Consider the following 13,665-nt stretch of genomic DNA (forward strand, 5'->3'; position numbering starts at 1 on the left):
GTCGGAGGTCCGAAGTCCGAAGTCCGAAAACGATCCCTCGCGGAAAATGATCGTTTCGTCGGGCGGGGGTTCGGATACGGTGCGAGACGACCGACAGACCGTCAACGTCCGCCCGGGGGAACCGACGCATGGACACCACCGACCCGAAGGACATAGCCGCCTTCGGCAAGCTCTTCAACGCCTTCCTGGAACAGCTCGTGTACAAGGAGCCGGTGAGCGAGTCCCGTTCCCTGCTCCACCGGCTGCGCGACCACCTCGGCTACGCGCCCGCGGAGACCCCGGTCGTCAAGGCGTCGTACCCGCCCTACCAGCACGCCAACGTGCATCTGGCGCTGGAGCGCTGGTTCTCCACCGAGGGGCGGAGCCATGAACTCATCGGTGTGGCGGGGGAGAGCCGCCGGCACGAGTCGCTCGCCGAGATCCTGGAGACGGCGCAGCGGTACGGACGCTACCGGGTCGGCCCCGTCGACTACGCGTATACGCCGGTCTCCACCGACGAGGAGCTGGCCTGCGTCTCCTTCGGCGTCTACCTGGGCGTGGACGGCGACGACCGCTACGCGGTGCTGCTGCGCGGGCCGAGCGGCGAGTACGACGGCAACGTCGTGGAGATCGAGGTGTTGGCCCCGTCGCGGGACGCCGCGAAGCGGCTGCTGTCCGGCCTGGACCAGCTCATCCGCGAGCACAACGTCTTCCGCGGCAAGGTCATCTCGTTCGAGGGCTCCGACTTCGGTGAGGGCATCGGCCCCTTCCGCTTCCACCACCGCCCCGCCCTCGGCCCCGGCGACATCGTCCTCCCCGACGGTCTGCTCGCGCGCGTCGAGCGGCAGATCGTCGGCGTGGCCCGCCGCCGGGAGCGCCTCCGCGCCACCGGCCAGCACCTCCGCCGCGGCCTCCTTCTCTACGGTCCGCCCGGCACCGGCAAGACCCACTCCATCCGCTACCTGCTCTCCCAGCTCCCCGACTTCACCGTCGTCCTGCTCTCCGGCACCACCATCCAGCACGTCGCCGCAGCCTGTGCCCTCGCGCGTCAGCTCCAGCCGGCCCTCGTCGTGCTCGAGGACTGCGATCTCGTCGCGGAGGCCCGGGACTTCAGCGACGGCGAACAGCCCCTGCTCTTCCAGGTCCTCAACGAGATGGACGGCCTCGGCGACGACGCCGACGTGGCCTTCCTCCTCACCACCAACCGCGCCGACCTCCTCGAACCCGCCCTCGCCCAGCGTCCCGGGCGCGTCGACATGGCCGTGGAGATCCCCCTCCCCGACGCCGCCGGCCGCCGCCGACTCCTCGACCTCTATGGCGGCATGCTCGCCCTCGACGAGCCCACCGCCCGACTCGTCGTCGACCGCACCGCGGGCACCACCGCCTCCTTCGCCAAGGAACTCGTCCGCCGTACCGTCCTCTTCGCCGCCGAGCGCGACTCCGACGAGGTGACCAGGGACGACCTGCTGGCCGCGCTGGACGAACTCCTCTCCGACCAGGACGCGCTGACCCGACGGCTGCTGGGGGTGCCGGACCCGGACGGGGACGGGCACGGGGACGGTCACAAAGCCGAGGACGAGGACGGGGACGGGGCGAACACCGACACCGACGAGGACACCGACGACGCGTGACAGTGCAGGGCTCCCCGTTCGACCAACGCGTCCGGGTGCTTCTCGAACTGAAGGGTGAGGCGTCGGACCGCACCCTCCTCGAAGAGGAGCTGACGCGACTCGACTGGCGCATCGAGCGGGTATACGAAGGCGCCCGGGCGGCCGACCGCGTCTGGCTGCTGTGCGAGGCGAGGATCGCCGGCGCCCGCTGGGGCGCCGCACGCGCGGTGGTCCGGCTCGTGGAGGAGTTGGCCCATCGTGCGCAACTCCGTGTGCGGGCGAGGGTCGCGGAACGGATCGACCGGGACGCCGACGAGCCCGTGCACTGGGCGGTCTACCAGGAGGCCGCCGCCGGCTCGTGGCGCGAGCGGACGGCGGCCCGCCTGACCCGACGCGACACCGGCCGTGTCGTCACGGCGGACACCCGGGGACAGGCGCTGGACGTGGCCCGGGCGCACCTGCCCGGGTCCTCGCACCCGGTCGACGGGCTCGGGGTCCGGAGACCCATGTGGGCCAAGGAGCCCACCGCCGGGGTGGCGCGGGCGAGCCGCGCCGAGTCGCTGCGCCAGCAGGTCCGGATGGTGGGCGCCGTCCTGACCCTGATGTTCGCCGGAGCGTGGGCGGGATCGACCTGGCCCTCCCCGGCGATCGCCTTTCCCGCACTCCTGGCCGTGGGTGCGCTGGCCGTGATCACCGCCCAGACCCGGGTCCTGGCCCGCGGCTGGTGGTCCAACATGGGCCGGGCGCAGGCCGGGGCACTGGTGATCGCCGCCGTCCCCTTCGCGCTCGGGCTGCGGGCCGGACTCGCCCAGTCGTCCCAGGCTTCCTGGAACTACCTGCTGATCGCGGTCGTCACCGTGGTGGCGAACGGGCTCCGCCTCCTCGTACGGCAGTGGACGTGGCGGCACTGGCTGCCCTGGGTCCTGCCCCTGCTCCTGCCCCTGGCGATCCCGCTCCTCCCCAGCCTGGGCGGCGGTCTGCACCTGTCGTACCTCGACTCCTTCGGGCTCAACGCCGACGACGTGGACGTCACCGCCTTCTGGCAGCTCGCGGCGGCGCTGAAACTCATCGCCTACACCAGCGTCTCGCTCGTGGTGCCCGCCGTCTGGGGCTACTGCCGCCACTTCCATCTACTGCACACCGACCGGACGATGTACGGAGTCATGGCCTTCAGCGCGCTGGTGGCCTCCGTCCTGGCGGCCCTCATCGTGGCGATCGAGGAACCGAGAGAAGCCGCCCACCGCGCCCAACAGGCGGCACGCGAGCTCCGCGCCCCCGCCCCCTACTTCGGCATCGAGCCGACCCTGGTCTGCGTGCACCCGGTCAAGGAACTCAGCAAGGTCCCCGTGGAAGGCGGCGAGCTACGCCCCGACCTCCCCTACCTCCTCCTGGGCAGCTCCGGCGGCACGAGCGTCCTCTGGGACCGCGCCCCCGGCCAACCAGAACCGATCAAGGTGCCCACCTCCACGTTGCGCATCGTTCCGCTGCCGAAGGGAGAACCGAACTGCCGCCCGGCGGCGACTCGTCGATGACGGCGGCGCCCTCGGCTACCACCCTGCTCCCCACCGCAGCGTCCGCCGCCTGAACCGAACGATCCCATTGCTGTGGCATCACGTCTGCCACTCTATGTACGGTGAGAATGAGCAACCAGAACGGGCAAAGTCCCACTAGCGCCGCAGCTCAGGAAGCGTGTTCCCCGCGCGGGCGGGGGTGGTCCGGCGGGCGACCGACGCAGCGCACTCCGTCGCCGGTGTTCCCCGCGCGGGCGGGGGTGGTCCGACGCCAAGAAAGCAGCCCAACGCCATTCCGGCGTGTTCCCCGCGCGGGCGGGGGTGGTCCGATCTTGAGATCCCGCATGAGCTGACCGGCGAGGTGTTCCCCGCGCGGGCGGGGGTCCGAGGAGCAGGCTGGTTTTACGGCTGTAAAACCCGTGTTCCCCGCGCGGGCCGGGTACCCGGTGGCAGCCGGGCTTGGCGGTCATCCGAAGGTTGCCGACCACTTGCCGCGGGTGAAGTGGATCCGGCCGTCGGGTGTGATGCGCACGTGGCTCCCGTAGATCGGCAGGGTGCCCTCGGCGTTCAGCCGGTGTCGGATGCGTTCCAGCACCGTCCATAGCCGGCGCGGGCCGCCTTGGTGGACGGTGGGGGGTTGAAGCCACGTCGCCGATGCGCGTGCCCAGGATCCGTCAGCGTGTACCAGCCACGTCGTGCGCCGCTCACCGTGTTCCTCGTAGTGGGCTTCGACCCCGGGGGCGGTGAGTTCGAGCATCGCGCCCACGTCCCACGCGTTGGAGACGTTCAGTACCGGGTAGCGGCCTTCGCTCACCACCTCGCCTTCCCGATCGCGGACCGCGGAGAGCGACGCCCCGGCGTCCGGGGGGTAGTCGGATCCGGCGCGGGTGCTCATAAAGCCGGCCCGGTCCCACTCGACGACTCCACGAGCGGTGCCGTCCGCGTCCTTGTCGGCCGTGATGATCACGTTCATTCGGGCGAGGGTGGTCACCAGCCGGCCGCCGGGACGGAGCGCGGCGAGCACACCGGCCAGGTTGGGCAACGCCACCAGGGCCACGATCCGGTCGAAGTCCCCTGGAAAGCCCCCGGCCTCTGTGGCGTCGCAGGTGACGAGCTTGGGGAACAGACCGAGTGAGGCGAGCCGCGCCGCTGCCGTATCCGTCAGGTACGGATCGACGTCCAACGCTGTCACACGCCGGTCACCGAGTCGGCGTGCCGCCAGGGCGGTGCTGGCGCCGGTGCCGGTCCCGATCAAGCCCAGGTCCGCGCCGTCGTACAGAAGTCCGTGACGCAGCATCCGTACCACCAGGCCCGTCATGGTGCTGGACGACGTGGGGCGCCCCGTCGGCCGGTCGTCGAGCTGCGCGTCGTCGGCGTGGTGAGGCCCGACGCGAGTCACCAGAGAGGTGTCGGAGTAGGCCGCCCGGAGCCACTCCGACTCGTCCGTGGGGCCGTCGCGCAATGCCCATGCGCCGTCGGCTGTCGACTCCCACCACCGCGGGACGAAGAGGTGCCGTGGAGTGGTGGCGACGATCTCGCGCCACCGTGAAGTGGGTGCCGTCACCTGGGTGGCCAGTCGCTCGGCGGGTGCCTTCCAGTCCATCAGCCGCCCTCCTACTCGTCGTACTTCGGATTGCAAGCCTCCTGCTCGGCCGGCGCGCAATCGCTCCCGTCCGAGGCAGGGTTGCACTCAGGGTCACACGGGCTGTGCGCGCGGGCCGGTACGCGGGCCAGAGCCTGCCTCCATGTCGAGCTGTTCAGGATGGCGCCGAGGCTGTGCTGCCGAACATTGCCCGCGAGCAGCCAGCGGGCCATCACGCAGGGCGCCACCTCGCCCGAGGGCAACACGGCCGCCTGGCCGTGTCCGCAGTGCCCGCACAGTTCGCTCGGGGTCACCGTACCGACCGGCAAGGCGGCGCGGCCGATGCGCCGGGCACGGTCGGTGCGGATCAGCCTCACGCCCAGGGCACGCAGCTCCTGGCACGCCTCGGTCACCCGCTGCCGTGGCAGAACGGAAACGATCCCGACGCGTAGCGGGACACCACGTCGTACGGCCTCGGCGATGTTGGCTCGCGTCCGGAGGTAGCTGCCGGGGCGGGTCGTGATCACGTCATGTTCTGAGGCACGATCGCTGTAGTAGCTGGTGGCCAGCTTCACGCCTTGGCGGGTGAACAGGCTCCACCAGTCGGACCGCACATGAAAGAGGTTGCTGTACACCTCGACGCAGAGACGAAGATCGAGGGCGTGCTCGACCAGCTCCGGCCACGCCGGGTGAGTCGTCGGCTCACCGCCGATGAGCTGCACCTCGCGCGCTCCCAGCGAAGCAGCCTCGCTGATGACCCGTCGCCAGTCGTCGACAGTCATGGCACCGTGCGCGCCGCTGGGCCCCGATTCGGCGAAGCACGTGACGCATTGGAGCTGACAGGCTCCCGTGATTTCCAACGCGACGACTCGTGGCGCGAAGGGAGCCGTCCTGCTCTCGGTGATCGTGCTCATTCCCAATCCCCTTTCGGCTCGGTAGCTCACTCCGGTCGTTGTGTGCCGGTCATCTTCCTGCCGCGTGCCGTGGCCAGCGCCTCCTTGTAGCGGGTCCATCGTGTGAGCCCTGTCGCGCACGCCGTGGGGCGGTGGCGGCACGTGGGGCAGTCGGAGGCGTGGACGATGAAGGGGAACCAGGCCGCGCGGATCGGGTCCTCCCGACCGCCGGTCGCCTCCAGCAGTGCGGTGTGCAGGCGCAGCGCGTCGGTGAGGCCGCGCCCGGGTCCGGGCGGCACGCGCCAGTGCACGGCGGGGCCTTCCGTGCGTGGAGCCGGGGGCACCGGTACGAACGCGCCTTGTTGGAGGACGGGGTGCGGCAGGGTCCACCCCTCGGCGGCACCCGGCGCCACCAGCCAGTACAGGCACGCTTCGCGCGGGTCCTCGATGACGGCCCCGCTCTTGTCGCCGAGTTGCTTCAGCACGTCGTCGGCGCTGTCGAGGCTCACCCGTACGGCGTCCCAGGTCAGGCCGGCGGGTTGCTTCACGGGCTCCGCACCGTTCGGCGGAGTGATGGCCACGCATTCCAAGGTGTCGCTGCGGTTCACTGGGTCCGCCCTTCCAACGCGCGCCGGCCGGCGGCGACCTGGTCGAGGACGTCTGGCTGCCTGGGGAAGTGCGGGGCGCATTGCGGGCAGGCGTAGATCGTGCGGCCGGAGTTGCTGGCGCCGTGCGTCTCCGCGACGGCCACGGGGGAGTCGGTCAACCGGTCGCACCGCTGGCAGGGCTTCACGGCTCGGCTGGCAGCCAGCAGTGCGGCGTGGAGCCGGTCCGGGTCGGTGAGGCAGCGGCCGGGAGCCGGCGCCACACGCCAGTGCGGACCGAAACCGCTGCGGCGGTCCGCCGGGGGCACGGCGACGTAGGACCCGCTGCTGAGGACTCGGCACAACGTCCAGTCCGAGGCGGCGCCTGGCGCCACCAGCCAGTACCAGACCGCGCCGCTGGAGTCGGCGATGATCGCTCCGGAGTCAGCGCCGAGGAGCGTCAGGGCGCGCTCGCCGATCAGGGAGGGCACCCGCACGCCGTCCCACCGGTCACCGGCGGGCTGCGCCTCGATATCGCCCCTGCTGGGCGGATTCCATGGTGCGGTTCTCAGGGTCATACGCACACGGTCTCGCGACGGGCAGCACACCATAAGTGTGCGTCAGGAGCAGGTGTGAGTACTGCATTCGCACAGTGTGTGAACGCACTGTCGCTACCATCGCTCGCACTGAGTGATTCGAGGAACACATGGAGCCCAACACCCTGCTGGACGCAATCCTCGACGAGGCGGGAATGTCCCGACTCGGCTTGGCCACGCGCCTCAACCTGGCCAGCCAGGCTCGTGGCCGAGCGACGAGCTACGACCACACATCCGTGATCCGGTGGCTCAAGGGGCAACGACCGCGCGGCAGCGTTCCGGATCTGATCTGTGAAATCCTCACCGAGCGCCTCGGCCGCCTGGTGACTCTGGAGGACATCGGCATGGGCACACCAGCGACACCCGAGCCGGGCGCCGCACCGCTCGACAGCTTCATTGAGCAGTCGACTGCCTTCTGGCGGGGCGACCAGAACCAGCGGCCGGACCTTCGAGAAGTGCCCGTCATCACCGGGCTTCGAGCCGTCGGGCCGGTCTGGGAATGGGAGAACCCACCCGATGAGCGCGACGTCTCCCGCCCCGGCACTCTCCGCGTCAGCACAGCGGATGTGAGCATGCTGCGCGTCGCACGGCGACATTACGAGCAGATGTACCGCAAGGCCGGAGGTGTGGCGACACGGCCGCGCATCATCCGTTTCCTCACCGTCGAGACCGCGCCGATACTCCGCGGCTCGTACACCGATGCCATCGGACGGGAGTTACACCGCGCCGTCGGGGGCTTGGTCGCCATCGCGGGGATCTGCAGCTACGACAGCGATTCGCAAGGGCTTGCCCAGCGCTACTTCCACCAGGCACTGCGGCTTGCCAAGGCCAGTGGTGACCGCGGTTTCGGTGGATATGTGATCGCGTTGCTGGTCAATCAGTGCCTGTATCTGAGGGAGTACAGGCAAGCCGTCGCCTTCGCCGAGGCTGCGGTGCGTACGGCCGGGCAGCACATCTCGCCTGCCCTCGCGACTGACATCTACGCGATGCAGGCCAAGGCGTACGCGCGCGTGGGGGACCAGACCTCGGCCCACCGGTGCATGACGCTTGCCGAAACGGCTGTGGGCAGAATTCGCCGCGACGAAGAGCCGGACGAGACCGGGTACGTACAGCCCGGCCTGGTCGAGGCTCAGTTCGCCGACGCACTGCTACGCCTCGGGGACCTGCACCCGGCGCAGGAGTACGCACGCGAGGCGGTACGGGTCCAGTCACACACGCGGGGGCGCGCGCACCGGCTGGCGACGCTCACGGACATCGAGCTGTTGAGCGGCGAGGGGGAGCGGGCTGCGGGGACCGCGGCGGAGATGCTGGAGACCGTTCAAGGTATGGAGTCTCGGCGGTTGCGTGACCGCCTGGTGACCGTTCGGAATTCCCTTGTCAGCCACGGCGGCGGGGCCACCCAGGAAGTGGCTGAGTTGATCGACGACGTCCTCGGCTTGCCGGTGTAGCGCTCCTTGAGCTGGGATGGTGGCGTTCTCCGACGGAAGGGCGGCTAGCGTGCAGTGGAACAACCTCGGCGAGCGCACCGTGTACCAGAACCGATGGGTCACGGTCGGCATGGCCGATGTCGAACTGCCGGACGGACGCCACCTCGACCACACGGTGATCCGGCTGCGGCCTGTCGCCGTGGCTACCGTCGTCAACGAAGCGAACGAGGTGCTGTTGCTGTGGCGGCACCGGTTCATCACGGGCGCGTGGGGGTGGGAGTTGCCCTCGGGCGGCACCGGCGAGGGCGAAGACCCGGCAGTCGCCGCTGCGCGGGAGTTCGAGGAGGAGACAGGGTGGCGGCCGGGCCCGATGCGGCTACTGCTGTCCGTGGATCCACAGCCGGGGATCTCGACATCGCACCACCGGGTGTACTGGTCGGAGCGTGCGGAGCACATCGGCGAGCCGCGTGACGGCTTTGAGTCGACGCGGCGTGAATGGGTGCCGCTGAAGTCGGTGCCAAACCTGGTCGCGCGCGGCGAGATCCGCTCGGCGAATGCGGTTGCCGCCCTGCTGATGCTGCACCACCTGCGTCTCCACTGACTCCAGGCACGGCGCGACTCCGCCCCGCGCGCTCCCCTCCGTCGAGTGGTCGGCAACCGGTGACCGAGCACGCTGGCGGCCCACGGCCCCCGCCCGTTCACCGGGCGCCCGTCAGCTCACCGCCCGCTTCACGAGCGCCGCGATCCGCTGCTCCACCTCGGGTGTCACCTCGGTCAGGGCGAAACCGGTCGGCCACATCGGGCCCTCGTCCAGCTTCGCCTGGTCGCTGAAGCCGAGCGTGGGGTAGCGGGCCTTGAACTTCTCCGCGCTCTGGAAGAAGCAGACGACCTTACTCCTGGGCGTGGTCCTTCATCGCGGCCCGCTCCTCGGCCGTGAAGCCCTCGTGCGCGCTGCTGTCGCTGCTGCTCATGGCGGATCGCCCCCGTGGGAGATGTCGGCATCTCGATCGGATCTTGAGGGGAACCGTACCCCCGGCCACTGACATTCGTCGGTGACCAGCGCGGACAGCAGGGCCAAGCCGGTTCAGTCGAGGACCGCGGTGGCTTCGATCTCGACCAGGTGCTCCGGGACGTCCAGTGCCGCGACGCCCAGCAGCGTGGCCGGGGGGACCGGGGTGACGCCCAGCTTCGCGGCCGCGCGGGAGATCCCCTCCAGAAGCGCGGGCATCTTGTCGGGGGTCCAGTCGACGACGTGGACGGTCAGTTTCGCGACGTCGTCGAAGGAACCGCCCACCTCGGCCAGGGCGGTGCCGATGTTGAGGTAGCACTGCTCGACCTGCGCGGCGAGGTCGCCTTCGCCGACGGTGGTGCCCTGGGCGTCCCAGGAGACCTGCCCGGCGATGAAGACGAGTTTCGACCCCGAGGCGATCGACACCTGCCGGTAGACGTCGATGACGGGCAGTCCGTCGGGGTTCACCAGGGTGATGGCCATGTCGCCGCTCCTTGTCCGGGCGCCGGTGCGCCCGCGTCCGCCGCACCGCGAACGCTCGTGCGAAACAGGAGCGTTCGTGGTCTCTTGTGGTTACTCGGGAACCATAGGAGAGTGGCGGTTGACGTGGAAGAACGCACTTTTCAGTGACTGGGGAACTCAATGGTGACCAAGCAGTTCGGGGGCTCGCCCGAGGATGTGGACCTGCGGCGCGCGGACTCGTTGGCGCGGGAGATCTTCTCGGACATCGCCAACAAGTGGGCGTTCCTGATCATCGAGGCCATCGGCGAGCGCACCCTGCGCTTCAGCGAGTTGCGCGACGAGGTCGAGGGCATCAGCCACAAGATGCTCACCCAGAACCTGCGCATGCTGGAGCGCAACGGCCTGGTCGAGCGCGAGGTCCACCCCACCGTGCCGCCGCGCGTCGAGTACACCCTCACCGAGCCGGGCCGGGCCCTGCGGGCCACGGTCGACGGCATGTGCGGCTGGACCCAGCGGTACCTCGGACACATCGAGGCCGCCCGCCGCCACTTCGACGACTGACGATCGACAGGACACCGGTGAGCCGGGACGGCCGCGGCGCGCCGCGGAGGCCGGCTCCGCCCCCGCACGGCCGAAGGAAAGTGTCCCGGGCGCACACTCCTCGTTAGGCCGCGCATGAAAAAGCGCTTCGCCCTCGCCGCGCTGGCCGGCGCCGCCTGCACCCTGGGCGCCCCCGGCGCCGCGGCCGCTCCCGTGCCGGAAGGCCGCATCTCGTACTCCGGGGAGCACGCCACCCCGTACACCCCCGCCCAGGGGGAGGGGCCGCGGATCGGCCCGCGGCCGGGCGGCGCTCCGAGGTGGCTCGGCCAGGTGAACCGGCTCAACGAGGCCGGGCAGGTCGTGCGGGACATGGACTCCGCACTCGGGATCGTCGCCCCGGTGAACGACGCGCTGCCGCTGAACTAGGCCCCGGAGCCCCCCGCAAGCCGTCCGTCGCTCCTCCGTGCCGCGCCGACGGCCGCCGTCAGTCCGCCGGCGGAACCTCCCCCGACCCGCGCACGATCAACCGCGTGGGCAGGACCACCTGGCGGGGCTCGTCGGCGCCGCCGTCGAGGCGGCGGAAGAGCATGTCGGCGGCGGTGCGGCCGAGTTGGGCGGCGTCCTGGGCGACGACGGTGACGGCGGGGGAGAGCAGGTCGGCGAGTTCGAAGTCGTCGAAGCCGACGAGGGCGACGGGGCGGGGGCGGGCGGCGAGGACGCGGACGGCGGTGACGGTGACGCGGTTGTTGCCCGCGAAGAGGGCCGTGACGGGGGCCGGGGTGTCGAGCATGGCCCGCGCGGCGGAGCGCACGCGGTCCGGGTCGGTGGGGCCCAGGGAGAGCCAGGAGTCGTCCACCGGCAGGCCGGCGGCGGCCATGGCGGCGCGGTAGCCGCGGAGGCGTTCGGCCGCGGTGTGGATGCGGGGCTGGTCGCCGATGAAGCCGATGCGGCGGTGGCCGTGCGCGATGAGGTGGGCCACGGCGTCGCGGGCCCCGCCGAAGCAGTCGGACAGGACGGCGTCGGCGGCGAGCCGGGCGGCCGGGCGGTCGACGAAGACGGTGGCGACGCCCGCGGCGATCTCGGGTTCGAGATAGCGGTGGTCCTGCCCGGCCGGGATGATCACGAGGCCGTCGACGCGGCGCGCGCAGAGGGCCAGGACCAGCTCCTGCTCGCGGTCCGGATCCTCGGCGCTGGAACCGTTGATGAGCAGCGCGCCGTGGGAGCGGGCGACCTCCTCGACGGCGCGGCTGAGCGGGCCGTAGAAGGGGTCGGCGAGGTCTTCGAGGACCAGCCCGATGCTGGCGGTGCGGCCCTTGCGGAGGATGCGGGCGCTGTCGTTGCGCCGGAAGCCGAGGGCGGTGATCGCCTCCTGCACCCGGCGCTCGGTGTCCGGAGTGACCCCGGGCTCCCCGTTGACCACGCGGGAGACCGTCTTGAGACCGACCCCGGCGCGGGCGGCCACGTCCTTCATCGTGGGCCGGGTGCCGTACCGGCGTGGGACGGTGCTGCTGGCGGGGTCGACCACGGTGCGCGGTTCCTGTCTGCCGTTTTCCGGGGGCGGTCTGATGGTAGTAAGGAGAGTCGAGCATAGCCTCTGGACAACGTTGTCAGTGGCAGGCGAGACTATTCGGCGCACGCATCCCCGTCCGCGCGGCCACCAGGAGAGACGACCCGCATGGCACGTGACCTCATCGCCGCGCTCGACATCGGCGGCACCAAGATCGCGGGCGCGCTGGTGGACGGCGCCGGCAAGCTGGTCGTACGGGCCCGGCGGGCCACCCCCGCGCGGGAGCCCGGAGCGGTGGTGATGGGCGAGGTCAGGGCGGTGCTGGAGGAGCTGGCCGGCTCGGCGCAGTGGTCGCGGGTGGCCGCCGTCGGGATCGGCAGCGCCGGGCCGGTCGACGCCTCCGTCGGCACCGTCAGCCCCGTCAACATCCCCGGCTGGCGCGACTTCCCGCTCGTCGCGGGCGTACGCGAGACGACCGGAGCGCTGCCCGTGACCCTGGTCGGCGACGGGGTGGCGATGACCGCCGCCGAGTCCTGGCAGGGCGCGGCCCGGGGTCGCGCCGGCGCCCTGTGCATGGTGGTCTCCACCGGGGTCGGCGGCGGGCTGGTGCTGGACGGTCGGCTGTATCCCGGCCCGACCGGCAACGCCGGCCACATCGGCCACATCAGCGTGGAGCTGGACGGAGACCCCTGTCCCTGCGGCGCGCGCGGCTGCGTCGAACGCATCGCCAGCGGCCCCAACATCGCCCGCCGCGCGCTCGCCCTGGGCTGGCGTCCGGGCCCCGGCGGCGACACCGGGGCCGCCGCCGTCGCCGAGGCGGCCCGCGCCGGCGACCCCGCGGCCAGGGCCTCCTTCGAACGTGCCGCCCGTGCCCTGGCGGCGGGCATCGCCGCCACCGCGACCCTCGTCGAGATCGAGGTGGCGGTGGTCGGCGGTGGCGTCGCCGGTGCCGGCGAGGTGCTCTTCGGCCCGCTCCGCCGGGCGCTGCGCGACTACGCCACCCTCTCCTTCGTGCGCGACCTCACCGTCGTGCCCGCCGAGATGGGCACCGACGCCGGGCTGGTGGGGGCCGCCGTGGCGGCCGCCTGGGAGGCGCGGCTGGACGGGTTCGCCGCCTCTCGGTGAGGGGTGTCGCGCTCCGCGGGAGCTCGCCCCGTTCTCCGACCGCTTCCGCGCGGTGGCGCTCACGCCGTCACGAAGTCCCCGTACGTGTGCACCCGGGTGCCCGGCCCGGCCGTGGCGAGGGTCCTGGTCATGGCCGCCGCGAGTCGCTCCACCCGCACCGGGCGGTACGGGCGCAGCGGTCCGGCCAGCAGTGGGGCGAAGACGGGCGCCAGGACCACGCCGAGGCGCTCCGCGGGCCGGCTCTCCGCGCGGGCGCCGAGCAGCAGGGACGGGCGGAAGATCTGCGTGGACGCGTACTCCAGGCCGATGACGTCGCGTTCGGCCTCTCCCTTGACCCGCGGATAGAACGCCCGCGCGGTCGGGCTCGCGCCGATGGCCGAGCACAGCGCGATACGGCGGGCGCCGGCCAGCCGGGCGAGGCGGGCGACCGCGACGACGTGGTGGTGGTCCACCGCGCGGAACGCCTGCCGCGAGCCTGCGGCCTTCATCGTCGTGCCCAGCGTGATGTACACGTCCTCGACGGCGGGCACGTCGTCCTCCGCGAGCGTGGTGAAGTCCAGGATGCGGACGTCGAGTTTCGCGTGTGAGACCTCAAGGGGGCGGCGGGAGAGGACCGTCACACGCTCGTAGAGCGGGTCGGCCAGCAACCGGGACAGGACCTGCCCACCGACGAGGCCGGTCGCTCCTGCCAGCAGTGCGGTACGCGTGTCCATCGATCCTCACCATCGTCTCGCCGGAGCCGGAGCCGGAGCCGGAGCCGGAGCCGGAGCCGGAGCCGGAGCCGGAGCCGGAGCCGGAGCCGTGGGCCGCAGCCGGAGCCGTGGGCCCTCGCCACCGTTG

At 71.6% G+C, this 13,665-nt stretch carries 14 protein-coding genes; 7 read left to right on the forward strand and 7 right to left on the reverse strand.

Annotated features, from left to right (window positions below):
* Positions 1-128 precede the first annotated feature (128 nt).
* Together CD790_RS09425 and CD790_RS09430 are read left to right on the forward strand one after the other, a co-directional pair.
* A complete protein-coding gene (locus CD790_RS09425) occupies positions 129-1,610 on the forward strand; it encodes an ATP-binding protein (RefSeq protein ID WP_144382578.1) in 1,482 nt (493 codons plus the stop codon).
* Entirely contained in the window at positions 1,607-3,121 is a 1,515-nt protein-coding gene (locus tag CD790_RS09430; RefSeq protein WP_144382579.1) for a hypothetical protein, read from the forward strand. Before CD790_RS09425 ends, CD790_RS09430 begins: the two co-directional genes overlap by 4 nt.
* A gap of 445 nt (positions 3,122-3,566) precedes the next feature.
* Here CD790_RS09430 and CD790_RS09435 read toward each other — a convergent pair whose 3' ends face one another.
* The 4 genes from CD790_RS09435 to CD790_RS35635 are packed head-to-tail and all read right to left on the reverse strand — an operon-like array spanning position 3,567 to position 6,737.
* On the reverse strand, positions 3,567-4,703 hold the full coding sequence (locus CD790_RS09435; RefSeq protein ID WP_144382580.1) for a methyltransferase domain-containing protein: 1,137 nt from the start codon (positions 4,701-4,703) through the stop codon (positions 3,567-3,569).
* A gap of 11 nt (positions 4,704-4,714) precedes the next feature.
* Positions 4,715-5,596: a radical SAM/SPASM domain-containing protein gene (locus tag CD790_RS09440; protein WP_144382581.1), complete on the reverse strand. Its 882-nt coding sequence runs from the start codon at positions 5,594-5,596 to the stop codon at positions 4,715-4,717.
* Between the two features lie 26 nt (positions 5,597-5,622).
* The gene (locus tag CD790_RS34480; RefSeq protein ID WP_186318939.1) at positions 5,623-6,123 is read right to left on the reverse strand and encodes a hypothetical protein; all 501 of its coding nucleotides are present in this window, start codon (positions 6,121-6,123) and stop codon (positions 5,623-5,625) included.
* A gap of 56 nt (positions 6,124-6,179) precedes the next feature.
* Entirely contained in the window at positions 6,180-6,737 is a 558-nt protein-coding gene (locus CD790_RS35635; RefSeq protein WP_260867439.1) for a hypothetical protein, read from the reverse strand.
* 128 nt (positions 6,738-6,865) lie between these two features.
* On the opposite strand from CD790_RS35635, the gene CD790_RS09455 reads away from it, so the two are divergent.
* Positions 6,866-8,203 carry a transcriptional regulator gene (locus tag CD790_RS09455; protein WP_144382582.1) on the forward strand — a complete coding sequence of 446 codons (1,338 nt, stop codon included), beginning with the start codon at positions 6,866-6,868 and terminating at the stop codon, positions 8,201-8,203.
* A 16-nt stretch (positions 8,204-8,219) separates the two neighbouring features.
* Complete coding sequence (locus CD790_RS09460) at positions 8,220-8,783, forward strand: NUDIX hydrolase (RefSeq protein ID WP_144382583.1); 564 nt, start codon at positions 8,220-8,222, stop codon at positions 8,781-8,783.
* A gap of 483 nt (positions 8,784-9,266) precedes the next feature.
* Here the strand turns inward: CD790_RS09460 and CD790_RS09470 are convergent, their stop codons facing one another.
* Entirely contained in the window at positions 9,267-9,674 is a 408-nt protein-coding gene (locus tag CD790_RS09470) for a RidA family protein (protein ID WP_144382584.1), read from the reverse strand.
* 159 nt (positions 9,675-9,833) lie between these two features.
* On the opposite strand from CD790_RS09470, the gene CD790_RS09475 reads away from it, so the two are divergent.
* Both CD790_RS09475 and CD790_RS09480 read left to right on the forward strand, forming a co-directional pair.
* Complete coding sequence (locus CD790_RS09475; RefSeq protein WP_144382585.1) at positions 9,834-10,214, forward strand: helix-turn-helix domain-containing protein; 381 nt, start codon at positions 9,834-9,836, stop codon at positions 10,212-10,214.
* Positions 10,215-10,328: 114 nt separating this feature from the next.
* Positions 10,329-10,619 (forward strand): hypothetical protein, encoded by a 291-nt coding sequence (locus tag CD790_RS09480; RefSeq protein WP_144382586.1) that lies wholly within the window; start codon positions 10,329-10,331, stop codon positions 10,617-10,619.
* Between the two features lie 58 nt (positions 10,620-10,677).
* On the opposite strand, the gene CD790_RS09485 is transcribed toward CD790_RS09480, so the two are convergent.
* A complete protein-coding gene (locus tag CD790_RS09485; protein WP_144382788.1) occupies positions 10,678-11,664 on the reverse strand; it encodes a LacI family DNA-binding transcriptional regulator in 987 nt (328 codons plus the stop codon).
* 204 nt (positions 11,665-11,868) lie between these two features.
* On the opposite strand from CD790_RS09485, the gene CD790_RS09490 reads away from it, so the two are divergent.
* Complete coding sequence (locus CD790_RS09490) at positions 11,869-12,825, forward strand: ROK family protein (RefSeq protein ID WP_144382587.1); 957 nt, start codon at positions 11,869-11,871, stop codon at positions 12,823-12,825.
* Positions 12,826-12,884: 59 nt separating this feature from the next.
* Here the strand turns inward: CD790_RS09490 and CD790_RS09495 are convergent, their stop codons facing one another.
* Entirely contained in the window at positions 12,885-13,538 is a 654-nt protein-coding gene (locus CD790_RS09495) for an NAD(P)H-binding protein (protein WP_144382588.1), read from the reverse strand.
* Between the last annotated feature and the right edge of the window lie 127 nt (positions 13,539-13,665).

The organism is Streptomyces sp. SAJ15, from assembly GCF_007595705.1.
Taxonomy (GTDB): domain Bacteria; phylum Actinomycetota; class Actinomycetes; order Streptomycetales; family Streptomycetaceae; genus Streptomyces.

What these genes read in the sequence shown, in the direction of transcription:
- CD790_RS09425 (WP_144382578.1), top strand. Translation starts at nt 129, where the DNA reads ATGGACACCACCGACCCGAAGGACATAGCCGCCTTCGGCAAGCTCTTC.
- CD790_RS09435 (WP_144382580.1), bottom strand. Translation starts at nt 4,703, where the DNA reads ATGGACTGGAAGGCACCCGCCGAGCGACTGGCCACCCAGGTGACGGCA.
- CD790_RS09440 (WP_144382581.1), bottom strand. Translation starts at nt 5,596, where the DNA reads ATGAGCACGATCACCGAGAGCAGGACGGCTCCCTTCGCGCCACGAGTC.
- CD790_RS35635 (WP_260867439.1), bottom strand. Translation starts at nt 6,737, where the DNA reads ATGACCCTGAGAACCGCACCATGGAATCCGCCCAGCAGGGGCGATATC.
- CD790_RS09455 (WP_144382582.1), top strand. Translation starts at nt 6,866, where the DNA reads ATGGAGCCCAACACCCTGCTGGACGCAATCCTCGACGAGGCGGGAATG.
- CD790_RS09460 (WP_144382583.1), top strand. Translation starts at nt 8,220, where the DNA reads ATGGTGGCGTTCTCCGACGGAAGGGCGGCTAGCGTGCAGTGGAACAAC.
- CD790_RS09470 (WP_144382584.1), bottom strand. Translation starts at nt 9,674, where the DNA reads ATGGCCATCACCCTGGTGAACCCCGACGGACTGCCCGTCATCGACGTC.
- CD790_RS09475 (WP_144382585.1), top strand. Translation starts at nt 9,834, where the DNA reads ATGGTGACCAAGCAGTTCGGGGGCTCGCCCGAGGATGTGGACCTGCGG.
- CD790_RS09480 (WP_144382586.1), top strand. Translation starts at nt 10,329, where the DNA reads ATGAAAAAGCGCTTCGCCCTCGCCGCGCTGGCCGGCGCCGCCTGCACC.
- CD790_RS09485 (WP_144382788.1), bottom strand. Translation starts at nt 11,664, where the DNA reads ATGAAGGACGTGGCCGCCCGCGCCGGGGTCGGTCTCAAGACGGTCTCC.
- CD790_RS09490 (WP_144382587.1), top strand. Translation starts at nt 11,869, where the DNA reads ATGGCACGTGACCTCATCGCCGCGCTCGACATCGGCGGCACCAAGATC.
- CD790_RS09495 (WP_144382588.1), bottom strand. Translation starts at nt 13,538, where the DNA reads ATGGACACGCGTACCGCACTGCTGGCAGGAGCGACCGGCCTCGTCGGT.